We start from the raw sequence: 24,416 nt of genomic DNA, 5'->3' as shown, positions 1-24,416 counted from the left end.
CCGTGAAATGGCGCAATGGCGCCTTTTGGAGAAAGGAATATGACGCTTAACCTGGATGTTTCCAAGCTGGAAGCCCATCGAGACGGTATCCTACAACAAACCATTGAACCATCGCTTGGTGTGAGCGAGTTTGAGCAACGAGTTTGGCTGTATCATCAACAACATGGTGATGGGCGTAACCAGTATGCTTCCGCTTACCATCTGACTGGTGAAGTGAACATGGGTAAATTGGTGGCTGCGCTTTCTCAGTTGTCGCAAGATTTTCCCATATTCAATCAGCGCTACCTGTTTAATGATGCGTTAGGTCTGACTAAGCAAGGGGTTGACGCGAGTTTACTCCGTGTTGATATCGAACAAGTCGTTTCACTCGAGCAGGCGATGCAGTATTTAATGGCGTTGCAAAACCAACCTATAGCCCTAGATGACGATGCGCCGATTCGATTTGTCTTGTACAGCGGTGACATTGACGGCGTCGTGCTTGGCGTCGTGACGCACCAGATCCTCAGTGAGCGAATGGATTGGCAAAGTGTGTTTCAGCGTTTGAGTGTGCGCTACAACCAGCCGTCGTTGAAACGCGATTGGGAAGGGGCTTCACCGGGCCAAAGCGCTCATATCGGCTATACGCCCCTCACACCTCAAAGTGATATCGGCAATACTTGCTTTGCATGGCTGCAAAGTGCGCAGCCTGAACTTGTGGTCGAGCAAAGTTGGCCAGCGACGCCAAAGGATTCACCCGAGCACCCGATGCTTGCTCGTAAGTATCGTGTTTCTTTGCAAGGCAGTGTGCTGGATGACTATGGGTTGTCTCAACCGAATAAAAAAGAGGTGCTTTCCGTCATTGCCGCACTGTTTGCTCGCTATTTAGCGGTCAACGCCAACACTGATCAGTGCGACTTATATCTGCCTTATGATGTGGAACGTCGAGCGTTTGAGCTTAATGGGGCGATGATTGAAACAGGGTTAATTGCGATCAAGGTTCCTCATGTATCCGCCCCGATTGAGCGTAACAGTGCGGAAATACTGGCGCAGCTCAACCAAAGCCGCGAGCATTATGCGGCCTCCTATCATGGTCAACAAGAGGCTGCCCTTGTTACTTGGCTGGTGGATCCTTCGGTGCATCTGCAATTGGATCAGGTCAACGCCGAAAAATCTTTGTTTGCCGCGGCACATCCCAAATTTGCGGTAACGTTAGGTGTTGGCCTTAACTGTCAGGGAGCATTGGTGCTGGAACTGACACTGGCCGCTGGCGCATCGCCATACATTGGTGCCTTTATGCTTGAGCAGTTTGTCGCCCAGATTGGAGGCAAAGCCGCTAGCTCGTTGCATTTGCATGAGTCTGACAACCGCGAGCCAGCAAACGTCAGTGACACCACGAGCCAAACTCATGAACAAACACAAGCGGCGGTGGAAGCGGCGATCCTGGCAGAGTTTCGAACGGCACTTGCGAACCAAACGATGACAGCAGACGATGACTTTTTTGATTTTGGTGGCCACTCCCTCATCGCGACCAGAGTAATTGGTCGACTGCTATCGGATCATGGCATAGAAATCCACATCAACGACATGTTCAGCTTCCCGAGTGCGAAACAGTTGGCTCGACAGGCGAAAGTGCAACAGGCGAAAGTGCAACAGGCGGTCGTGCATCAGCCGTCTCACTGCGAAGCCAAGGCAACTGCACAATCGCAACACAATCCCATCGCATTGGACAGAGCACCTTTGTCATTGGCGCAACATTCATTGTGGAAAGCGATGAGCAAATACGCCAGCGTTGGTCTCAACAATATCTTCAATTTGCCGTTTGCACTGAAGTTTTTGGATCGTGTTGATGAAGCGGCATTTGGCCGGGCTTTCCATGAGATTTTGCTGCGCCACACTGGGCTGCGTACGCGGTTTTCCACCGAAGACAACCAGCCATATCAGCAAGTGATTCCGGTAGAAAAACTGACAGAGTATCAATGGTTTTGGACCTCGCAGCAAAATGGAGGATTGTCGGTTAGCGACCTTCTAGCGCAAGAAGCCGAGTACGCGTTTGATCTGGACAACGAATTGCCATTGCGGCTGAGGTTTGTGACGGACGATGCTGACGGAGCACAGTACTTGTCTCTGTTGTTCCATCACATCGTACTGGATGAGTGGTCGTTAAATACCATGATGGATGAACTGGCGCTGGCCTATCGATGTTATGTTCAAGGTCACGAACCGCTGTGGCACATGCAGCCACGACCGTTCCATGAATTCGCCAGAAAACAACGTGCCTCCGATGTTAACCAAGCGCATTTATCCTACTGGCTGAACAAATTTGAAGGGCTGCCTTGGGCGGAGCCGATTTTTCCCGCTCATCATCCGTTAAGTGTTGAACAACAGGTCGAATGTGGTGAAGGCGGTTGGGTAGAAATCAAAATTCCGCAGCGAGTCAGCAGCCAGCTGTATGCTTTGGCTAAAGCGCGCAGTGCGTCGCTGTTCAACGTGGTGTATGCCGCTATTGCCGCTTCATTACGCTTACTTGGTGCGCCTGAAAAACTGATCGTCGGCACACCCGCTGCTGGCCGTTTGGACGCAGACTACTTTGATACGGTCGGGTATTTCACTACGCTAGGCGTGCAATTGGTTGATTTCGCCGGGGTCAAATCCATCTGGCAGTTGATTGAGCAGGTAAAAAACAGCATCAATGAATCCATGGCCTACACGGATATTCCTATCGATTTGATTGAAGAGGGCTTAAAAGGGGTTGACCACGACACCGAAGGACACATGTTTGAAGTCTTCATTCAATTGCACGCCAAGAACAAGTTTCATGGTGCGTTTGAACTGTCTGAAAACGAGCGTGTCCGCTTCCAGCAAGTTGATCCAGACAAAAGTGAATCGGGTTTGGGGCTGCAGTTTGAAGTCATGGAAGAGAGCATTGATGGCGAGCAAACTCTGCGCGTGATGATGAGTTACATGAACAAAAATTACAGTCCAGCTCAAGTGACACTGCTTTCGGACGTCAATCGTCGCTTGTTTGAGGTGTTCGCTGGTTGCGTCGCGCAAGATCAGGATTTGGCTCAGCTACAAGAACAAGTGGCGGCGCTAGAAGCAACGGCCTGTCTGGCACACGAAGGCGCGTAAACCGATGCGGCTCTCAGACCCCACCACGTTGAGCTTAGGTGGGCACACGGTTTGGCAGCGTCAGTTTGATGCGTCTAGCTTTGAGCCCAACAGTGCGCAAGCGTGGCAGATCGCGGTGCCAGATTCACTTCAGCAAGCAAGCTGCAAGCGTCGGGCGGAGTTTGTTGCTGGGCGCGTGGTTGCGCGTGATGCGTTAGTGGCGCTTAAAAGTCCTTCATATCACGTCTGTGTGGGGGAGCACCGAGCGCCACAATGGCCGTCAGGATGGCTTGGTAGTATATCGCATACCGATCACACTGCGATTTGCGTGGTTAGTAAAATGCATGAACATGCAAAACTTGGTGTTGATATGGAGAAATTTGTCAGTGAACGTGCTGCGAAGGAAATCATGCCGCTGATTTTGGTGACACCACAAGAGCGGGCTTTGGTAGCAGCGACGGATTGGCCAATCCATCGTTTAGTGTCCTTGGTTTTTTCTGCCAAAGAAAGCTTATTTAAAGCGATTTACCCGACCGTCGGTCGTTACTTGGAGTTCTCCCATTCCTACGTAGAGGAGGTGGATCTTCATCGCGGTAAGCTGGCGTTATGTCTTTGTCGAGGGGCAGAGCAAAACATGCTTCAGCAGCGGTTTACGGCTTTTTTTCATCTGCATGATGACAGTGTGGTCACCCTAGTGAGTGAAAACGATCAAACACTTTAAGCCAAAACAAAAACGGCCCATGATGGGCCGTTTCTTCATTCCGCTGCGAATTATAAGTAGTTCGCATCTGCTAGGTCACTTACCAATACAGATTTCACTTCTGCACGTGCGTTCAGCCATTCTACGACTGCTGCGCGCTGTTCTTCAGTCGCGCTTTCGTAACGCTCTTTCGCACAGATGAAACCTTCAAAGTGCTCAAGACCGCCACCGCCAAAACATAGGCCTTTTGCGTCAATAAAATCAATGAAGTCATCAACGAACACGTCGTAACGATCAAAGTCGTGAATATCGGTTTCACAGCTGATCTCGAAACCGAGAATAGCGAATTCACCTAAAAAGAGTTTTTTACGTAGGCGGCGATTTTTGTTTTCCACTTTATCTAGTTTCATGGTCTTCTCTCGATTTTGTATTGACTAAAATGTGCTTGCTTGTGTTGCGTTTCACTCAGCAACTCTAGGGGGAAGTTCTAGACTTAAAAGATGACGATCTCAAGCATAGGCGAGCTCTTTATACTCTTGATTGCCCATGAAACCAAATACAATTGAGTCAATATTCAATGAATTGACCAACTGACAACACAAACACAACAAAACATTCATAAAGATAGACCTGTTTTGTCATTTTTCTAGCCTATCTTGGGTCGCGCTCAACTTCATTAACCCAAGAGATAAACATCATGAGTAAGGAAACCTTCGACGCGACTCGCTACAACAAAAGCAAAAACAAACCTTTTGAGGAGGTGTTAGAAGCGAGTTTATCCCGTCGCAACATTTTGAAAGGTGGTTTAGGCATTAGCGCTATGACGGCCTTTGGCGCATTTGGCCTCGCCGGTTGCAACAGCTCTTCAAACAGCGGAAGTGTCGCAGGTGGTACTTCTGGTTCTCAATCTCAAGCTGTTCTGAATTTTGACTCTATTGCCGGATCACTCACCGATGCCGTGAGCGTTCCAAATGGCTACAAAGCACAAGTGTTGGTGCCATGGGGTACGCCTTTAAATGGCAATGCCAGCGCGTGGAAAGCGGATGGCAGCAACACCGCAGAAGACCAACTCAATGCATTGGGCATGCACCATGATGGCATGCATTTCTTCCCTATCAATGGCAATCCAAACGATGGTTTACTGTGCGTGAACCACGAGTACATCGATCTTGCGGCTTTGCATCCAGCGGGTCCGACGGTGCTTAACGGTGTGCGTACTGTTGTTGATGAAGTACGTAAAGAGATCAATGCTCACGGGGTCTCAGTGGTTCGAATCCAACTCGACAATGATGTGTGGAAAATGGTCGACAGTGATCCATTGAATCGCCGTTATACCGGCGCAACAGTCATGGATATCTCAGGCCCAATGGCCTATTCCTCTCACCTGGTTACCCGTTTTTCACCCGATGGCAGTCAGGCGCGTGGCACACTGAACAACTGCGGTAACGGTTATACTCCTTGGGGCACGTACCTTACGTGTGAAGAAAACTGGCCGGGCTATTTCATTCACACTGGAACGCAAACCGAAGATCAAAAGCGCATTGGCATTGATGGTTCAGGCACCACTCGTTATGCATGGGAAACGTTGGCAGGCCACACAGAAGAACGTCTAGACGAGTTCACTCGATTCAACTTGTTGCCAACGGGCGCCTCTGCGCAAGATGATTATCGCAATGAAGCCAATGGTCACGGCTATATTGTGGAAATTGACCCTTACACGGCCAATTCACGCGCGAAAAAACGCACGGCACTAGGCCGTTTTCGCCATGAAGGGTGTACTTTTGGCAAGCTTGTTGCGGGCAAACCAGTGGTGTTTTATTCCGGCCACGATTCTCGTTTTGAATACCTCTACAAGTTTGAATCAAAAGCATTGTGGGATGCGAACGATGCCAACCCAAGCCACCGTTTAGCGACGGGTGACAAGTACATGGACGAAGGTACCTTGTATGTCGCGCGTTTTAATGAAGATGGCAGTGGCTCTTGGTTGCCACTCACTTTAAGCAGTGCGACCACCTCTGGCGGTACTTTGGCCGACCATTTTTCAACGCTGGCGGACATTATTTTAAACACCGCGGGTGCGGCAGATCTGGTTGGTGCTACGCCAATGGATAGACCTGAGTGGTGCACGGTAGATCCATTTACGGGTACGGCATACCTCACGCTGACCAACAACAGCAAACGTACCGAAGCGAACCCAGCCAACCCACGCCTAAACAACAAGTTTGGTCATGTGATTCGTTGGGATGAAGGGGCGAGTGCCACAGAATTTAGTTGGGATATCTTTGTCTTCGGCTCACCAGCGAACGGCGATGCAGAGACAAACCGTTCTGGGTTAACCGATTTGAACCAGTTCGCCAGCCCTGATGGTTTGGCGTTTGACGGCCGCGGGATCTTGTGGATTCAAACGGACAACGGCGCGGGTGAAGTGACCAGTTATACCAACGATCAAATGTTGGCGGTGGTGCCTTCACGCATGGTGGATGAAACGGGTGCGCAAACCCAAGTCAATGCGTCTAACCAAGCGCAATTGAAACGTTTCTTTGTTGGACCGAATGGTTGTGAAGTGACCGGCTTTGCCATCAGTCCAGATTACAAATCGCTGTTTGTGAATATCCAACATCCAGGCAATTGGCCATACAGCGATAATGCGGCTGAAGAAACGCCAGCAGGTATGACAGTGCGCCCACGCGCAGCGACGGTGGTGATTCGTCGCGAAGACGGTGGTGAGATCGCGCTATAAACGTGAGCTTTACTGAGAAGCTCAATAACAGCCCAGAGTGATCTGGGCTGTTTGTATTTGGTTAGTGTTTGTTAGAGGGAAAGGCGAGTTATTTGATGCCGTATTTCATCAAGATTTTGTCGAAGGTGCCGTTTGCTTTGATCTCCGCAAGCCCCTTATTAAATGCCTCAATAATCTCACCATTTTTGGCATTGGCTAAACCTGATGTGACGTGTAATGGATTGACGGAAAGGGCGTTATTGGTAAAGTCAAAATCACTTAATTTCATTCCCGCACCGGACAGAGTGGCTTTAGCCACCAGTTCATCTTCCAAGGTCAAATCAATGCGTTTGGCCAGCAGTTTTTTGGCGTTTGCCACCAAGTCGTTCGCTTCGGGTTTGTTGAAATTGGTGGCTTTTAAGAATTCGTCCCCATAACCGTAGTTGCGAATAATACCAACGTTTTTGCCGCTTAAACTGTCCATACCATTGTATTCAAATCCATCACCACTTCGTTTGATAAACTTGAGTGAATTTTCCAGATAGGGCTGACTGTAGTTGAGGTATGAGGTGCGCTCTTGGGTAAACCAAGTGGCGACAAGGACATCAACTCGCCCGTCTTTGACCTCATTCAAGGCTCTGGTCCACGGCATGATTTTAAAATCCACATCGTGCCCTTGTGTTTTAAAGGCTTCGATAACAATTTCCACCGAAATACCTGGGTTGGCGTTGTTTTGTTGCACAAACGGAGCCCAAGGATCTTGGGCGGCGGTAATGGTTGCTGCGTGACTCAAAAAAGAAAGCAATAGAGTTGTCACAACAAATAAGAGCTTATTCATGAGGTATCCTCTTTGGTTTATCCTATCTGGCCTGTTGTTTTGGGGCTGAGGATGTACCACAGCCATCCATGAGCTAGGTTCTGAATTTTTTCATGTGCTGTGCGATGTTTTTACTCAGGCTGAGCACCTCTTCTGTTCGTTGCGCGGTTTGGACCGCACCAGAGGAAACATCATTGGAGGCTTCAGACGCTTCGACAATCGCTTGGCTGATCTCTTCCACGGCTTGCCTTTGTTCCTCTGTGGCTTGGGATATTTGCCCATTGCGATCCGAGATAATGCTGATCAACTCCTGTACTTGATTTACGGAGTGTTGCGATTCACTCACACGACTGGCGGTCTTTTCCAGCAACGAGGCGATACGGCTCAGCTCTTGTTCTACCGAGTTGGTGGCGTTGCCCAAAGCAACAATGTTCTTTTGGATCTGTTCGGTGGATTGACTGGTTTTCACGGCCAAATTACGCACTTCATCTGCGACCACCGCGAAGCCACGGCCCTGTTCACCGGCTCGGGCTGCTTCAATTGCCGCATTGAGCGCCAGCAGGTTGGTCTGCTCAGAAATGTCGTTGATGACATTGAGGACGGTGGTGATCTTGTCACCTTCTCCGACAAGAATGTGCATTTCTTGATTCACGTGATCCATTTCTTCACGCATGTTGACAATTTCGCTGGCAGATTTTTCGATCGCCTCATTAACGCTGTGAGTAAGATCGGTCGCGGTGTGGGCTTGGTCCGCGGTTTGCGCCGCAGTATCGGCAACGATAGAGACTGAATGGTTTAGTTCTGTCGCAGCGGCGGCGACGGTCGTAAGCTGGTGACGTTGTTGGTCAAGCTTGTCGGCATTGGCTCTGGCTGCTGTGCCGTTGGCGCGGGCTTTTTCTTCCAACGTCACCGATGACAAACTGACGTCTTGCACAATCACGCGAAGCGATTCGGTGAAGGTGTTGATGCCATCGGTAATGTCATCAAACTCTTTGAAACGGGCTGGTGCGAGCTTGTTGGATAAATCGCCATCTCCAGAAGAGAGGGCTTGAATGACCTCCGTCAACTGACGAATTGGCCGTAGCACTGTGGTCGCGAGTACCGCGACAATGACGATGGAAATGATCAGATCTAAAACGACGAGCTCAATGATGTTGAGCAAGAGGGACTCACGCAGTTTTTGTTCCAAAATTGCCGTGTCAAAAAAGACTTTCACCGTACCGACAGGCTTTTCTTCGCCATAATCGAGAAAGGTCAACTCACGTGACAAGCTTTGTTGATCGGAATAGCGTTCTTTGTTTTTAACATCGGTGAGTTTTTTATTTTCCCCTTGCCCCTCTAATCTCAAAAACAGCAGTTCTGCCCCTTGGGTATCGGTCAATTGAATCGCCGAAATTTCAGGAAGATTGAGTTCAGCAGAAATGGCAGTGCGCGCCGTGTCGAGGTCAAAATCCCATACCGCTCTAGGTAAGCTGACGGACATGCGCTGGCTGGTGTTCTGTACACTAGTATGCAGATCGGCGGTGAGGCTTTGCTTAAAATCTTGATACTTGATGAAAGCGGAAACAAGTAACACCAATGTCACTGCTAATATGACTTGAAGCAGAAAGACGACTTTTAAACTTTTCACTGCAACTACTCTTCTTTTGGGCGTTAATAATAGAAAAGTAGTAATTGATTAAATAATAATCAAATTGACTTGTTTTTGTGATTTGAGTTGTGTTTATTTTTGTGCATGACGAAACAAAGGGTTAGCGCTAAACCTGTTTCATTGGTTTATTTTTTGGCTCAACCATAAAAAATAAACAGTTCTTCAGTATCAAATAGTTGAAAGAAGTTCATCTTAGTACTCCTGTAATAACGAAAAGATAAAAAAGCCGGAGCAACGGGTTTTCGGACAAGCACGACTAACAATGCGCAATGTTGCTCCGGCAATGTCCACAGATTAATTGGGTATTACGCAACAATAAAATCGATTGTATATATTGTTGGTATAGGTAAATCCGATGTAGGGAGATCATCGTGAAAAATAAATTCCTATTGTTCATCTTGGTGTGGTTATCGTTTGGCGCGATGGCGAATGAAAAGCGAGTGTTAGAAATCGTCACACTAGAATACCCGCCATACATAGAAACACGAGACGATGTGGTTTCGGGCGTTGCAGTGACTTTGGTGGAACATGTCTTTGCTAAACTGCAACAGCCGATAAAAATAACCGTACTGCCTTGGGCAAGAGCATTGAATTATATTGAATCGGGCCAAGCAGATGCGATTTTTACTATTTTTAAAACCGAGCAGAGGGAACGTTTTGCTGATTTCAGTGAACAAGTGCTGTTCAGGCAAAATATCAGTTTAATTCAGATGGACAATGGGCCTGTTGACGCTAGCCAAATTGAGCAAAGAGCCTTCAAACAACGGACATTGTGTGTGGTGAACAAGGTCAGCTATGGGGCGATCATGGATGACGCGATCAATACCAATCAGTTTAAATCGGTGATTCGGCAAAATTCCGCTGAGCAGTGTGCGCTGATGCTCAGTGCAGGTCGTGTCGATTTGTGGGTGTCTAATGAGTTTGGTGCGCGAAGCGTGATTGCCTCTTTGGGGCTATCGCAACAACTTGAGATTTTGATGCCGCCGATGCAAACCACCCTCAGCTACATCGCGTTTTCCAAGCAAAATCAGCATAGTGAACTGTGCCAGCGCTTTGACTTGGAGCTGCTCAAGATGAAACAAGATGGCAGTTACTTCCAGCTAATTGACGACTACTTCGCTGCTTTGATGGAAAAGTAAATTCTCGATTCGGCACGCTGGTGGGGAGGCGTGCAGTACGCTCACAACCACATGTGTCGCGGCTGTGAGCGTCGATTTATCCGTTAGTATTATGGGGTCGTCAAAAGCGCTTGCTGACGAATAAACTGCGAAAGTTGCGTGGCAATCTCACGGTGTTCTTGCGCAGTAGGGTGCCAGATACAGCCTTCAAGGGGTGAAACAAAGGTATGGCTATAGACCTGATGGATCTCTTGCTGTGCCAAGGTTTCTATGGCGTCCTGAGTTGCAGGAATAATGTAGTCATACGGATATGCAGGACGCGGCATGAGAATGATCGGCACCTCATGATAGCGGTGTTTCAATTCACTCACATATTCCACCATACGTTCGGTCCACGCTTGTTTGACCTCTTCAATGTTGCTCCAAGGTTCATGGGCTTGTGGATCGGTACTAAAATCGTTGGTGCCCACTTCCACCACAATCAGATTGGGAAACTTGTCTTCATAATCGAGTGTTAGACCATAGACTGCGGCTACTTTGTCTGTGTAGGTGGTGAGGTTATGGTGTGGTTGGTTTCCACCCCAGTTACGAATTAACCCTAACCCAGAGAACGACACTTGAGTAATGGTTGTGTTGAGCTGCTGGCCCGTTTGGTAAGGGAAAGCCAAACGCGCATTGGAGGTAGCGTAGATTTCTTCCCATGTACATTCCCTTTTCTCTGATTCACTGCCAAAGCCAGCGCTGATGGAATCACCAATAAAGAGAATATGCGGCTTGTGTCCCCACACACCGTCTATTGAACCGTTGTGTTCAACCGAGAGAAAACGGCTCATACTGGCGTAGTTTTCCGTTCGTTTAACCACTTCGATCAACACATTTTGCGTGCTTTCCGATGTAAAGAGCACGAAGGTTTCCGTCACGCCATTGGGTTGCGTCATGAGTGTTTTGCTTAGCTTACCGTCAACCAATACATCAAAATAGTCGCCATTCCCTTGCATGGTGAGGCCAAAGTGGCTGCCGATGAAGCGTGTTTTCAGCGTTGAGCCTGGCCAATTGATCGCAACGGAACCGTCTTGATAATTTTTGCTGTTTCGCCCTTCAAAGGTGAGATTGTGGTTAGTGGCAGGCAGTGATTGTGCGAGTGCGCTTGCGGTGCAAAGTCCTAGCGCTAAGCTGCATATGAGTCGATAAAACATGTCCTTTCCTTGGCTGCTGATATACCCAAATAACCTCAATGTGTGAGTTAAGATCTGAATCCTGCCTCTTGAAGTCACTTGGGTATATGGTCCGAATCAGTATGGTCTAGCAATGTGTCAGGTAAAGGTGACGGCAGAGGGAGAGGCGACTTTTGAGCAAGCCTTTCGACGTACTTCATGCAATACACGTTTTGTGCAACATCCTTGTTGCATCAGAGGATGATCACCTTGCGATAAACTATAAACTCAGCGCTTGATTTGGTTTTGTAAATAGAGTTCTTATTTATAACGTGGTAGTTGCAGTTCAACTTGGTTATCATGTGTAAGCATTCATAAGAGGCTAAATCATGCAACCAAAAATAGTAAAACTGCCCAATATTGGGATTGGTGTGGCCGCTTACTTTGCTGTCCTGCTGGCATTTTGGACGTCAAGCCAATTCTCTATTCATCATGAACAGTATCAGTTGATTTCTGTCGTTGCGTCTGTCGTGATTTCGGCTGTATTGGTGTTTCATCTTAAAGTACTGCTGCCGATTGTTCTCGCTTTCTTAAGTTATTATTTGCACGTTGGTCGGCCATTCGAAGTGGCACTCTTGTACGCGCTGTTGTTGCCACTTTTGCCAGTTGCCACTGCGCTGCTGTTCATCCAAATAGAAAAACGTCTCGAAGGCGATTCGGCCATGAAGCGACTGCTGGCTTATGCGGTGACGTTTGGCTTGTTCTACCCATTGATGAGTACGTTGATGATCAGTGTCATCAGTGCTTTGACTGAACAGCTGCATATGACGCGCGAGTTCTTGCTTTATTCGGTGTTAGGCAGTGCGCTGACCCAGCTAACGGTGACACCAGCGTTGGTGATTTTGCTTGCCATGCTGCTCAAAAATGAGCGGCATGAATATCTGATTCTCGATAAGTTGCTACGACGCTCTTCGAAAACATCGCCTTCATACTGGTTGTGGCTGCTGTGCTGTTTTTCATTGATGGCCGTCGCGATCCAACATCCTAGCTCCTTTGCGCTCTATTCTTCCTGCTTTGTCTTGTTGGTGCTGGTGATTGTTGGCTTTGGCAAGCACGGTTTGGTTCGCCCGCTTTTTATGGGAACGTTAACCATCCTGGTGATGGCGAATGACAGCCTTAATCGGGTGAACACCTATCAAATACTGGACGAGCAGTTTTTCGGCTTATTGTTGATTTTAAATGTTGTCACGGTATTGGGCTATTTTGTTGGTGGGTACGCGATAAAGCATTATGAGCTGGCACAACAGCAGATTCGCGCAGAGCGAATCGACCCTTACACAGGGTTGTTTAACCTCTCTCAGCTTGAGGAAGACCTCACGACGATTCCCAAAGCCGTGTTGATTTATCTCGATTTGTCGCCAACCTTGTCTCGTTTAAGTGAGTTAGGACACGATGGTAAAGCGCAGCTGATTGGCCAGATTTATCAATTCGTCAATCGAAACCAAGATGAGAACGCCAAGTGTTATCGCCCTCCATTTTCGACCGGCGTATTGGGGTTTATTGAAGGTGATGAACGAATGAAGCCGTTTGTGGCGGAAATGGCTCAGCGGCTCGACAATTTCCAGTTTTATTGGCGAGGGACGTCAATCTCACTGGTTTCTCCGACACTGCATTGTGTGGTGGTAAAACACGGAGAAGACTTGACCGATGTCGTCTCGCATCTGTGCGAGCACCAAGGCAGCAATCAACAAGTGAATTGGATTGATGGGGAGGCGATTGCAGAATCTCAGATCGACAAACTCGCCTACATTCAACGCGTATTTAAAAATAACGAGTTTGAACTTTATTGTCAGCGCTACATGAAATTGGCAGACCCAAGTTCTCAGCAATTAAGCTTTGAAGTGCTAACACGAGTGAAAACGTCGCAGGACAGCCGTTTGCTGCCATCAGAGTTCTTTCCTTTGATTAATCAGTTTGGGTTAGAAGTGCAGTTAGATCAGTGGGTGGTGGAGCAGACTTTTCGTTTATTGAATGAGCAAGTGCGCAATTGGTGCCGTGTGGAAAAATGTGCGGTGAACTTAACCGCTCGCTCACTGGCAATGGCAGGTTTGAGTACGTGGATTATCGAAAAAGCCCATCAGTACCAAGTGCCCCTAGATAAAATATGTTTTGAAGTGACCGAGTCCTCCGCACTGCAAAATGAAGAGCAGGCGATTGAAACACTCAAAGTGCTGCGCGCTGCGGGGTGTAAAATTGCGTTGGACGATTTTGGTACTGGTTACGCGAGCTTTGCTTATTTAAGACGTCTACCTCTTGATATTGTCAAAATAGACGGGGAGTTTATAAAAGATCTACCGACCAATGAAACCGACAGATTAATTGTTGAGTCGATAAGCAATGTCGCCAATGATATTGGCTTGGAAACCGTGGCAGAATTTGTCGAAAGTGAACAGCACATTGAGATGCTTAAACAATGGCATATTACTTATGCACAAGGTTTTGGTGTTTATAAGCCACAACCATTAGCGCAAGTCTTGCGAGAATTTGAAACATCGAGTGTCGTTTAACGCCTCTTTGCTCCTTCCTCCTTCTTGAGTTATGAGTGTGAGAGGGAGGGAAGGGCCGCATCTCTTTATTGCCGATTGGCTCGGCTTTTCCCTGTTATCCATCAAGAATAAATGCTCTAAAAATAGTGAGTTATAAACAGTATTGGCTGCGATTATCAGAATGGTGGTCAATCAAGTTGATCATCAATGATTGCAATTTGCTCATCTTGTAACAAAATGTTTCTTTGTGATTTTAAAATGAAAAATAACAGTGTGGGAATATTCTTACGTTGCATTTCTTTGTCTATTTTTCGTTATCGTTTTGAATTAAATTATTTTTAATTGACCATCAATTCATTCAATTTATAGGAAGCAATCTCTAAGTTTAATTTTTTGTGGTGAATTTGATGAAAAAGCCTTGATGAAATACGTTCGATTAAAATGTGTATTTTAAGAAACATTTTGTTACATGCGTCACGTGCCTTATTTCTTTTGCAGGTTCATATAATGAAGATTCAAATTTTTCTTCAATAAAAAAGTTGTCCAATTATGAATAATAAAGCTCTAAGGTTAGTGCCTACTGTCCTTGCGCTCGCAGTGAGTATGGCTTTTCCTGTCGCTCAGGCGGCAGTAAATAGCGAAATTTCAATTGTTGGTTCTGAAAGCCAATGGTGGAACACATACAAGGTGAGCCTCACCAATACAGGATCGAAAGCGATTGAATTACGCGATGCCAAAATAGTATTTGATTCAAATCTCACGATGTCCGCGCCTTCTTGGTCAGCGGCTGGAATCAGCTACCCAAATATGAGTTTCAGTAGCAATGCGCAAGGTAATGTGTTCAAAAACACGCTGGCTTTGGCTTTTGATAACGGAAGCTGGGTGAAATCTCAACTACCTGCTGGTCAGCGCATTGAGCTAACGCTGGGGGTGAGCGGTGTGCTGGATATGACTCTGCTACAAGATACGATTCGCTTGATTGCTGACGATGAAGTGGGGGATCCAGAACTTTCTCTGAAAATCGCCTCACCAATGAATGGCGCGGAGTTTGAAGAAGGCCAAGCGGTTACCATGCTTGCAAACGTAACCGCAACCAACACCACTGTTAAAGCGGTGACTTTCTTTGTCGACAACACACAAGTCGCACGCGTAACACAAGCACCTTTCCAAGCAAATTGGCTGTCAGCTGGTGTGGGACCACACACGATTAAAGCGATGGTGGAAAGTCACTCTGGTCTAACACAAGAGCAAGCCGTCAGTATTACGGTCAAAGAGAAGCAGGTTGAGCCACCGCTCGATCCTGTCGTGCGTGAATTGACATTTGTGGCGCCAACACAAGGTCAAACCCTTACCGTTGATCAGGCGACAACAATCCAAGCGCGTGTTGACGGTGATTTGATTTCCACTCTTGAGTTTTGGGCAAACGACCGCAAGCTAGGTCAACGTAGTATCACTCCAACCCAAACGACGTACTGGTACGCTTGGACGCCGAGCGAAGTGGGTAACGCAACCCTCAAAGTGGTGGTGCTAGGCCAGGATAACCAAATGGTTGAGCAGCGCAGCATTGCGGTTTCTGTTCAAGATGAGCCAAGCTTTGTAAGCCCGGAAGTGAGCTTTATTTCGCCAGCGAATGGCTCTAAGTTTGAAGACGGTAACACCGTTGCGATCACCGTTCGCGCAACGGACGCTGATGATGACTTATCGCACGTTATCGTAACAGCAAACAACCAGCAAATTTGTGAGTTTAACGCGTCGACGGAAAGTCAATACTCGTGCAACTGGACGGCATCTCAAGTTGGTGATGTCACGCTTGAAGCGGTGGCCACCGATGCGCAAAACCTCACATCAACCGCTCGTGTTAGCATCACCGTTGAAAAAGTAGAAACACCGACCCCTCCGCCAACCGGTGGGTTGTGTGCCGATTTCAACGTGTACCCAGATTGGACTCGTGGTGATCACGCGACTGGCGGTGACATTATGGTGCACAAAAACATTGCTTACTCAGCGGTTTACTGGACGCAATCTGTTCCTGGCAGTGATAGCTCGTGGTCATTGCACCTAAACTGTGACGGTACAGAGCCGGGTACTGCGCCTGCACTATCATTGCGCAACCCAATGGACCCAGTGCGTCTAGAAGTGGCTGGCTGGCCAAACACATTCGTAGTGGCGAGCCCATCCACTCAAGCTCCAAGCACGCTAACTATTGCAGCAAGCAGCAGTGATGCATTAACAGACGTAGAGCAACTGACTCGTTCGTTTGTCTCTGTCCTAGAGCAGGCCGAGAACGCAGGCTCAGCATCTATCGTGATTCAATCGGATGTTTTGGATCTTGCCACGCGAGACAAAGGTGCGTCGTTTGGTTCCGTTGCGGTTAAACAAGCCCTGACGAACGCCATTGATATCACGGGCAGCCGTATTGATATTGATGCGATCAACGCACTGAGTGACGATGTGAAAGGCTGGGCGCATGCGCACAACTTGATCTTCACGACACTTGCACCACAAGCGACGTTTGGTTGGTCATTGAGCATTGGTGAGTTCGCGTACGATACGCATTCTGGCCGTCAATCGGTATGGGATGAAGCGTCGGTCTTCTCTGCGGATTTGCTGGATAGCTTCGAGCTTTACAAAGTGGATTCTGCAAACAAAGCGGACTTTGTCGCGTTTACTAAGTCGAGCGAGACAGCGGCGCTAACCAGCGCGCAGTGGCATCACGCGCTTGAGTTCGTCAAACAGGTCACAGATTACGTTGAAGCACCGGCAATGCTCGCGAACATGCCGACAGAGCAAACTGCGAACTACTTCATGGGCAATACACAAAGTGAGCAGCAAATTCGTAAAGCGGCTTACAGTAACGTGTTTGCACTGATGTTTGATCAAGACTCACCTGCACTCACCAGCAAGATTGAACTGTATCAAACGGCGAAAGTGCCACTGTACTACGTGGGTGAAGAGTTAGAGAAAGGTTCATTGACTCGCATTGAAGCGTTAAACCAAGAGTTAGCCAACGCTGAGAGTGTAATGAACAACGAAGCTTTCCTATACGAAACGCCACAGTCTCAGTGGGTTCCGTCAACGGTGTACAAGTGGAACGACTTCCTCGATGGCTTGAACGCAATGCACAACATTGGTGTGGCGGGTAACAAGTTCTGGCTGATGGACGACGAAGTCGATGACGCGACCAACATCAAATACGCGAAAGTTGCGATTGCTGCGTTCCTTGCACAAAGTATGCAAGAGACGATTCGTTACAACGCCTGTGATGAAAACAACTGGTCTGAAGTGAAATACGGCGCGCCAACGGATTACCCAATGACCGCCAGCTGTGGTCAACTTGGTCAGAAATACGCAGATTACGGTGTCAACCCAGTCTCTGGTCTGGATCATGCGTACTCTTGTCCTCGCGATGACAAGATGGAAGTGAGTGCTCTGACGCATGCGAAATGGTATGGCGCACCCGCTCCTGTCTTTGCAGCGCCTGATGCCGTGCTGGAAGAGCGTGGTTTATTGGTGAACGGTGCGGCAGGTCGTTGGACCAACAACGGTCACTGTAACGATGTTCCTGAAAACGTGGATACGTCAAAACAAGTGTGGGAACGCGACGAATGTAAGACTTATGTTGGTCAGAAAGCCGGTAAGTTCATTTGGGACGGCAGCAGCCAAGAAAGCGTAGAAGGCTGTGGCTGGTGGGGTCGTGGTGTTATCCAAACCACAGGTCGTCAGAACTTCGGTACGCTTAACCACTACCTAGGTCGCTCGCACGTTGACCCATCAACCATTGGTAAAACGATTGACGGTGTCACGGTAGAAGCACCACCAGAGAACCCACTCTACGCAGAATTGGATTTCTGTTCTAACCCAGGTCTGATTTGTAGCTCGGAAGAGAATAAAGAGATCAAGTGGATCGCAGGTCTTTTCTACTGGGTAACCTCAGTACAAGCCTACAACGATGAAGGTGGTCAATACGCGGATTGGAACTACTACAATGAGTTGAAGAAGTACGTGGACAGCGGTCTGCAAGGCTCTCAATTTATCGATGACGTCTCAGGTATCGTTAACCGTGGTTGTCCGGATTTGACCTGTTCGACAGGTGATGTTCACAACGTGAAAGAACGCCGCGAGAACTTCAAACTGGTACTGCAAAAGCTGGGTCTTGATCCTCGATAATTGCGACCGAATCATGTCGACAAGCGAAGCCACCACTGAAAAGTGGTGGCTTTTTTTATCAATTCTCGATACCCGTGCGAATGATTATTTCCGTTTCAAAACCATCAATACTTTGCTGATTTTTCTTGCGCCAATAGGCCTCAATGCCTTCTTTGCCTTGTTTCTCTGACCATGCTGCCAGTTCGTCTCGATCACCTTGATACTCAAACAATGGAACCGACATTCCACAAGAGGATTGCACTAGGTTGATGTCCAACACAAACAGTTGCCGCGTAGCGACGCTGGCTGGGAAAAGGGCAAGGTACTTTTGCCATAGTGGGTCAGTTTGATGAAGTACGGTGGCGTTGCCGTAAGTGCGAAGAATCACAGGTGCGCCTTCAAACGCACACCACATGAGAGTCATGCGTGGATTTTTAATCGTATGAGCCGCGGACTCGTTGCCACTGCCCGTTAAGTTTTGCCAAACAATGGTTTTATGGTCGATAACTCTTAGCGAGTCTCCTCCTTTTGGGGAGAGATTGACGCTGCCTGTTTCCGCGGCGGTTGCGACGAAGAAAATCTTTTGCTGTTGAATAAAGTCGATATGTTGTGGCATTAACTCCAAATACTGTTTTCCCATCTCTTCTCCTAAAAAATTGGCATTGCGATAGCATTACTTTAGAGCAAAAGATAGGCAACGAAGAGGGGAAAAGTGAGAACGCGGCTAGTTGTCGTCAAAAAAGCGACCGAATAGAACATTTAGCGGCTAAACGGCCGAAAAGATGGAAATTTTTCGGCCGAAATGTGATGCAAGATAGGCTTTTCAGTGTGCTTCAAACGCGAGCGCTTTTTTCTCTACCTGGCGGAAAATCAGCGTCATGATGGCGTTGATGGTGAGATAAAAAGCACCGGCCACACCAAATACCGTCAAGGTATCGTAAGTTTGCGCATTAATGCGTTGCGCGTATCCCATCAGATCCATGATGGTGATGGTGCTCGCTAACGAGGTACCTTTGAACACCAAAATGACTTCGTTGGAATAAGCCGGTACGGCGCGGCGCAGTGCGTAAGGTAGCAACACCTTCAATGTCACTAATTTGTTCATCCCAAGCGCGCGACAAGCTTGCCACTGCCCTGATGGAATCGCGTTGAATGCGCCTTTGAACAATTGGGTGCTGTATGCGGCCGTGTTTAGAGCCAGTGCTAGCATGGCACAAAACCAAGGCTGGCTTAGCCATTGCCAAACAAAGCTGTCGCGAATGGCGTCAAACTGGCCTGGGCCGTAATAGATCAGGAAAATCTGCACGAGCAGTGGCGTGCCGGTGAACAAGGTGATCACACCGCGACTGAACCAGTGTAAAAGTGGCGTGCGTAGAATAAGCGTCGCGGTCATCAGTAACGATAAAATACAGCCCACCAACAGTGAAACCGCTGTCAGCTCAAGGCTGGTGACTAAGCCTTCTAACAGTTGCCAGAGATGTTGTTCTTTCATGCTTTGGCTCCTTGATCAAGACTCAATCCTTGTGCGGAAAATTTGGCATCGATGATTTTTACTGCGCGCTGGGTTACAAGCGTGATGACTAAGTAAATGGCCGCAGCGGTGGCATACCAAGTAAACGCTTCATGAGTGGCCGCCGACGTCAGTTGCGCTTGTTTGAGAAGATCCGTCACGCCGATTAATGACACCAACGCCGTGTCTTTCAATAACACCAACCATTGGTTGGTGAGTCCTGGCAGCGCATGGCGCACCGCTTGGGGTAACACAATTCTAAAAAAAGTACGACTTTTACTCATGCCTAGAGCACTGGCCGCTTCACGTTGGCCTTTATTAACGGCTTTCAATGCGCCGCGAATGGTCTGAGAAGCGTAAGAAGCAAAAATCAAAGAAAGGGCAATCACACCAGAAAGAAACGGGCTTACCTCGATAAAATCGCCAGTCAGTAGAAACAGAACTTGTGTTGAGCCAAAGTAGATGAACAGCACCACCAAAAGCTCAGGCAAGCCGCGTAGCACCGTCACCAGCGCAGTAGTTGGCCATTTCACTAATCGGTGGCGAGTCATCTCGCCACCAGCGAAAACAACCGCTAACACTAAACCGACGGCTAAGCTGACCAGCGCAAGCTGGATGGTCATCCAGCTTGCTTGGACGAGAGAAAGAGAGTAACCCGTTAATGCCATATTAGTTACCGAAGTACTTATTGAAGATTGCTTGGTATTCGCCGTTTGCTTTTACCGCTTTTAGAGCGGCATTCAGTTGGTCGACCAAGGCTTGGTTGTCTTTGTTGACCGCGATACCAAAGCCATTACCAAAGTATTGTGCGTTGGTGACGTGCTCGCCGACATAAGCGAGATTGTTTTCTTTCTTGAACCATTCTGCCACAACAGCAGTATCACCAAACACGGAATCGATACGGCCATTTTTCATATCAAGAAACGCATCTTGATAGCTTGCGTATGGTACGGCAGTAACGCCAGTCATTTGTTCTAGCAAAAAGCTTTGGTGAGTAGAGCCATTTTGTACGCCCACACGTTTGCCTTTCAGTGCTGCTTGGTCGGCGACCTTGCCTGCAAATGACACGAAAGCCGCTGAGTTGTCGTAGTACGCATCGCTAAAAGCCACTTGTTCTAAACGTGCATCGGTAATGTCCATTGCTGAGATTGCTGCATCATAACGTTTGAATTTCAGAGCAGGAATCAAGCTGTCGAAGGCTTGGTTATGGAAGGAACAGCTTGCGTCCAGTTGCTGACAAAGTGCGTTCGCTAAATCGACGTCGAAACCTTGGATTTGATTATTCTCATCCATGTATTCGAATGGTGCGTAGGTGGCTTCCATCGCAAATTTAATCTCTTGTTGCGCTGCTGCATTGGCAGAAACAAGGCCGATAAGGGACGCCAGTAAAATTTTTTTCATTGCAATACTCCGTGTCTATCTGTGCGCTGACGTCAAAGACGAACAGTCAGCTTATCGTCATTTCCGTTCTGTTCAGGTTTGGCGCGATTTGTCGCCATCAAACTAAACCGATTGGATGGGTTGTTAGTGTTTTAAATATTCGGCAAACGCGCGGGTTTGCGGTTCGCTGAAAGCTTGTTTGGTGCCGTGCTCAACGATATGACCTTTTTCGAGATAAAGGACATGGCTAGCGATTTTCTTAGCGAAATCGACTTCGTGAGTAACGACAACTTGGGTGATGCCAGTATCACTCAGGCCTGAAATGATCTTCACGACTTGATTCGTGATTTCAGGATCCAAAGCGGCGGTAGGCTCATCAAAAAGCAGCACTTCCGGTTTCATCATTAATGCTCTCGCGATAGCAACACGCTGCTGTTGGCCACCAGAAAGTTGCAACGGCCATGCATCCGCTTTATCCGCTAGCTGCAAGGTCGCCAAAATTTCTCTTGCTTGCTCAATCGCCTCTGCTTTAGCGACGCCCAGTACTCGTATCGGCGCTTCAATCAGGTTCTCAATCACAGTGAGATGTGGCCAGAGGTTGTATTGTTGAAACACCATGCCGACTTTTCGACGCAGCAGCAGGCCATCGGCTTCACTTGGAGAAGAAGCAAAATCAAAGGCTTGATTCGCGATGGTCAGTTGGCCGTTGTCAGCGGATTCAAGTAAGTTCAACACACGCAGTAGAGAACTCTTACCCGCACCGCTTGGGCCAAGTAAAACCAATGTTTCGCCTTTCGCACACTCAAAGCTAATGTTGTGCAAAATTTGGTTGGAACCATAAGATTTATTAACGCTTTTTACTTGAATAGACATGCTACTAATCTGCATCGGTTGTCATTTTGGCTTATGCTAGCATTTTTGCTGATCTATGCAATAAAAATGTATAAAAATTTAGTTTGTTAAATTATTGTTCACTATTTAATCGCTTTAGTAGTGTCTCCTACTGGTGTGAGCAGTTGGCGTTTTCTTGACAACACAATATTGACATTACAGAGAATTTCTAACCGGAAACGATCACAGCATGACTTTCTATTGACGTGAAAATTGAAAGGCTCGCTACTATAGAGTGACAGTGATGGATATGGAGAATATCAAATGAAAAAGACAATGTTAGCGTTAGGTGGTGTGGTGATTCTTTTAGCGGGCTGCCAAGATGACAAGCAAGTACAAGCCCCTGCAGCCACGCCTAGCGAAGAGACACAAGCTGTTGTCGTGGTGGAGCCAAACCAATCTGCAGATACGGATGTTGTGACCACTGAAACGTTTGTCGATAGTGCGCACAATGCGAAAAATGCATTGGACTGGAATGGTACGTATACTGGTACTCTACCTTGCGCCGATTGCAGCGGTATCGATGTGACCTTAACATTGAACAACGATGGCAGTTACGTTTTAGAAGAAACTTATCAAGGCAAACAAGATGGTACGTTCAAGTCTGAAGGCCACTTTAACTGGGACGAGAGTGGCAGTGTGGTGACATTGGAAGGAGAGGGGTCACTGAACCAATACTTCGTTGGCGAAAATGTGCTGATGATGCTCGACATCAACGGTCAGAAGATCACGGGTGATTTGGCCGACTTCTACCGTCTTAAAAAGCAATAAGCAAAAGTGTACCTGATCCCCCATTAGGACCTATGTTGAATGCTCTAATCTAGTCCGAGGGTGATAACCTTCGGACTTTTCTTTCTCTTGATGTGTATTGATTTGATGTTGATGATACCGCCTAGATCCCAGCATCTTGAAGTCACTTGGGTATATACTCTCTATTCATTCACCCAATTTAAAACCAACATCACCCATCGTCACGACAATCTTTGATTCGCCAAGCGTTACACGTTGAAGCACGTTAAAAGTTGATGGTAGAAAAAGAAACAGGAACACAGAGCATGAAATACGGACTTTTAATCATTTCTCACATCGCGATGTTGGTTTGTGGTATTGGGTTAGGGATTTATCTTCTGCCGATTTTGATTCAACCTACGAGCCCCTCTCAACAGGCGGTTGCAAGCGTCATGCTTGCCCCAAGTTATCAAGGGGAATTTAGCCGCGATCGTGCTGACAGCGATTTCTTACATTGGGGAGAAGGTAAGCTTGTGATTGATGCGCAAAGTATTGCTTTTTTGGGTGAACTCGCTCCAGGTCCCGACTATAAGCTTTATCTATCGCCAACGTTTATTGAGACAGAAGCTGACTTCTTAGCCAACAAAGAGCAGTTGGTCCGTGTTGGAGATGTCAAAACATTTGACCGCTTTATTCTGCCCATTCCAAGTGATGTTGACGTGGCAAACTACACAACGGCGATCGTTTGGTGTGAAACCTTCAGTCAGTTCATTACCTCAGCCAAATACCGTTAAATCATTCACGTTAATCAGAGGAAACGGCGCATAGCTTTCCCTTGAGGTGTTTTCTATTTTGCGCTTACTTATCTTATAAATGAGTGATATTTGCTAGAAATCGCCAGTGGTTAACGTTTTTTCATCTGCAAATTGCGCTCTGGATTTGCTTTTTATAAAGTGATGGCGCTTGGACACCAACTCAGAATCGCAGTACATCTAAGGACATAAGTTGCAAAAGTTACAGCTCGTTATTGATTTCTTGCTTCAACATAAGCTTTTTTTCACCGCACTGATCATCCTGTTCATTATCATGATTAGGCAGTTAGTGCTGTCTCGTATCCGTGGGGAAGCGGCATTTATCACCGAGAAGCAGCGCAGTTGGATGTCTCGGACAAAAAACGGTGCCTTTGCCATCACCAGCTTAATTCTGTTTGTTTTGTGGCAATCGGAAATCAACCAGTTTGCGCTATCGGTGACCGCCATTGCCGTTGCGATTGTGGTGGCGTCGAAAGAAATTATTCTCTGTTTTACCGGTTCTATCCAGCGAGCCAGTTCTCGCTCTTTCCGAGTCGGCGACTGGATTGAAGTGGGAAAAATTGCCGGTGAAGTGATAGATCACAATATGATGGCGACCGTGATCCAAGAAATCGATTTGCATCACGGGCAATATCATTACACAGGGAAGACGATTACCTTGCCGAATAGCATGTTTTTTACTTATCCGGTAAAAAACCTCAATTTTATGAAGCGTTATGTGTACCATCATTTTTCAATTGTGGTGCCGGATTTTGTGAATCTTTATCCTTTGCTGGCTGATTTAGAAATTAAAATCGAAGAACACTGTCATTATTTTTTAGACGTTGCAAAACGTTATAATACGATGATCGAAAAACACGCTGGCGTTGATTTGCCAGGAGCAGAGCCTCATATTCATATCACGAGCGCAGCCGCAGGCGAGCAAGTGGTGAATTTTATGATTTTCTGTCCTACGGAAAAGGCTGTTCATCTTGAAAGCTTGATTCGTCAAGATTTTATGTCCCTCTATGAAGAATGTTATCCTCGTTCAATTAATTGAAAATCACTATCGTCAGGATTGAAATCTTGAATGGACGATGCCAAATTAGGGGCGTAATGTTCACGCCCCTAATTGTGGCGTTGTCATAATTTGGAATGATAGTTCATCTTGTCATAT

18 protein-coding genes are annotated in these 24,416 nt (G+C 47.3%); 9 read left to right on the top strand and 9 right to left on the bottom strand.

Features of this window, described 5'->3' with window-relative positions; all coding sequences use genetic code 11:
- The first annotated feature begins 39 nt into the window (after positions 1 to 39).
- Positions 40 to 3,108, top strand: coding sequence for a condensation domain-containing protein (locus VV1_RS18975; RefSeq protein WP_011081748.1), 3,069 nt, complete (start codon positions 40 to 42; stop codon positions 3,106 to 3,108).
- A 4-nt stretch (positions 3,109 to 3,112) separates the two neighbouring features.
- Positions 3,113 to 3,808: a 4'-phosphopantetheinyl transferase family protein gene (locus VV1_RS18970; RefSeq protein ID WP_011081747.1), complete on the top strand. Its 696-nt coding sequence runs from the start codon at positions 3,113 to 3,115 to the stop codon at positions 3,806 to 3,808.
- Positions 3,809 to 3,858: 50 nt separating this feature from the next.
- Here VV1_RS18970 and VV1_RS18965 read toward each other — a convergent pair whose 3' ends face one another.
- The gene (locus tag VV1_RS18965; RefSeq protein WP_011081746.1) at positions 3,859 to 4,197 is read right to left on the bottom strand and encodes a YggL 50S ribosome-binding family protein; all 339 of its coding nucleotides are present in this window, start codon (positions 4,195 to 4,197) and stop codon (positions 3,859 to 3,861) included.
- A 287-nt stretch (positions 4,198 to 4,484) separates the two neighbouring features.
- Here VV1_RS18965 and VV1_RS18960 point away from each other — a divergent pair, with 287 nt between their 5' ends.
- Positions 4,485 to 6,527 (top strand): PhoX family protein, encoded by a 2,043-nt coding sequence (locus VV1_RS18960; protein ID WP_011081745.1) that lies wholly within the window; start codon positions 4,485 to 4,487, stop codon positions 6,525 to 6,527.
- Between the two features lie 88 nt (positions 6,528 to 6,615).
- Here VV1_RS18960 and VV1_RS18955 read toward each other — a convergent pair whose 3' ends face one another.
- Both VV1_RS18955 and VV1_RS18950 read right to left on the bottom strand, forming a co-directional pair.
- Positions 6,616 to 7,344 (bottom strand): transporter substrate-binding domain-containing protein, encoded by a 729-nt coding sequence (locus tag VV1_RS18955; RefSeq protein ID WP_011081744.1) that lies wholly within the window; start codon positions 7,342 to 7,344, stop codon positions 6,616 to 6,618.
- Between the two features lie 73 nt (positions 7,345 to 7,417).
- The gene (locus tag VV1_RS18950; RefSeq protein ID WP_043921166.1) at positions 7,418 to 8,953 is read right to left on the bottom strand and encodes a methyl-accepting chemotaxis protein; all 1,536 of its coding nucleotides are present in this window, start codon (positions 8,951 to 8,953) and stop codon (positions 7,418 to 7,420) included.
- Positions 8,954 to 9,345: 392 nt separating this feature from the next.
- Between VV1_RS18950 and VV1_RS18945 the strand changes: the two genes are divergently transcribed.
- On the top strand, positions 9,346 to 10,113 hold the full coding sequence (locus VV1_RS18945; RefSeq protein WP_011081742.1) for a substrate-binding periplasmic protein: 768 nt from the start codon (positions 9,346 to 9,348) through the stop codon (positions 10,111 to 10,113).
- A gap of 89 nt (positions 10,114 to 10,202) precedes the next feature.
- Here the strand turns inward: VV1_RS18945 and VV1_RS18940 are convergent, their stop codons facing one another.
- Complete coding sequence (locus VV1_RS18940) at positions 10,203 to 11,288, bottom strand: SGNH/GDSL hydrolase family protein (RefSeq protein ID WP_043921165.1); 1,086 nt, start codon at positions 11,286 to 11,288, stop codon at positions 10,203 to 10,205.
- A 347-nt stretch (positions 11,289 to 11,635) separates the two neighbouring features.
- Between VV1_RS18940 and VV1_RS18935 the strand changes: the two genes are divergently transcribed.
- Together VV1_RS18935 and VV1_RS18930 are read left to right on the top strand one after the other, a co-directional pair.
- Entirely contained in the window at positions 11,636 to 13,813 is a 2,178-nt protein-coding gene (locus VV1_RS18935) for an EAL domain-containing protein (protein WP_011081740.1), read from the top strand.
- Between the two features lie 528 nt (positions 13,814 to 14,341).
- Complete coding sequence (locus VV1_RS18930; protein WP_011081739.1) at positions 14,342 to 17,959, top strand: Ig-like domain-containing protein; 3,618 nt, start codon at positions 14,342 to 14,344, stop codon at positions 17,957 to 17,959.
- 58 nt (positions 17,960 to 18,017) lie between these two features.
- Here the strand turns inward: VV1_RS18930 and VV1_RS18925 are convergent, their stop codons facing one another.
- The 5 genes from VV1_RS18925 to artP form a co-directional block, all read right to left on the bottom strand.
- Positions 18,018 to 18,578 (bottom strand): pyridoxamine 5'-phosphate oxidase family protein, encoded by a 561-nt coding sequence (locus VV1_RS18925; RefSeq protein ID WP_011081738.1) that lies wholly within the window; start codon positions 18,576 to 18,578, stop codon positions 18,018 to 18,020.
- A 183-nt stretch (positions 18,579 to 18,761) separates the two neighbouring features.
- Complete coding sequence (gene artM / locus VV1_RS18920) at positions 18,762 to 19,430, bottom strand: arginine ABC transporter permease ArtM (protein WP_011081737.1); 669 nt, start codon at positions 19,428 to 19,430, stop codon at positions 18,762 to 18,764.
- On the bottom strand, positions 19,427 to 20,116 hold the full coding sequence (artQ, locus tag VV1_RS18915; RefSeq protein ID WP_011081736.1) for an arginine ABC transporter permease ArtQ: 690 nt from the start codon (positions 20,114 to 20,116) through the stop codon (positions 19,427 to 19,429). Before artQ ends, artM begins: the two co-directional genes overlap by 4 nt.
- A gap of 1 nt (position 20,117) precedes the next feature.
- Positions 20,118 to 20,849, bottom strand: coding sequence for an arginine ABC transporter substrate-binding protein (locus tag VV1_RS18910; protein ID WP_011081735.1), 732 nt, complete (start codon positions 20,847 to 20,849; stop codon positions 20,118 to 20,120).
- Positions 20,850 to 20,972: 123 nt separating this feature from the next.
- Positions 20,973 to 21,701 carry an arginine ABC transporter ATP-binding protein ArtP gene (artP, locus tag VV1_RS18905; protein WP_011152524.1) on the bottom strand — a complete coding sequence of 243 codons (729 nt, stop codon included), beginning with the start codon at positions 21,699 to 21,701 and terminating at the stop codon, positions 20,973 to 20,975.
- 282 nt (positions 21,702 to 21,983) lie between these two features.
- On the opposite strand from artP, the gene VV1_RS18900 reads away from it, so the two are divergent.
- From VV1_RS18900 to VV1_RS18890, 3 genes are all read left to right on the top strand, one after another.
- Entirely contained in the window at positions 21,984 to 22,490 is a 507-nt protein-coding gene (locus VV1_RS18900) for a copper resistance protein NlpE (RefSeq protein ID WP_011081733.1), read from the top strand.
- 284 nt (positions 22,491 to 22,774) lie between these two features.
- Entirely contained in the window at positions 22,775 to 23,242 is a 468-nt protein-coding gene (locus VV1_RS18895) for a DM13 domain-containing protein (RefSeq protein WP_040110995.1), read from the top strand.
- Positions 23,243 to 23,453: 211 nt separating this feature from the next.
- On the top strand, positions 23,454 to 24,299 hold the full coding sequence (locus tag VV1_RS18890) for a mechanosensitive ion channel family protein (protein ID WP_011081731.1): 846 nt from the start codon (positions 23,454 to 23,456) through the stop codon (positions 24,297 to 24,299).
- Positions 24,300 to 24,416: the final 117 nt, after the last annotated feature.

Source organism: Vibrio vulnificus CMCP6 (assembly GCF_000039765.1).
Taxonomy (GTDB): Bacteria; Pseudomonadota; Gammaproteobacteria; order Enterobacterales; family Vibrionaceae; genus Vibrio; species Vibrio vulnificus_B.
This window is presented reverse-complemented; position numbering and strand designations above follow the sequence as displayed.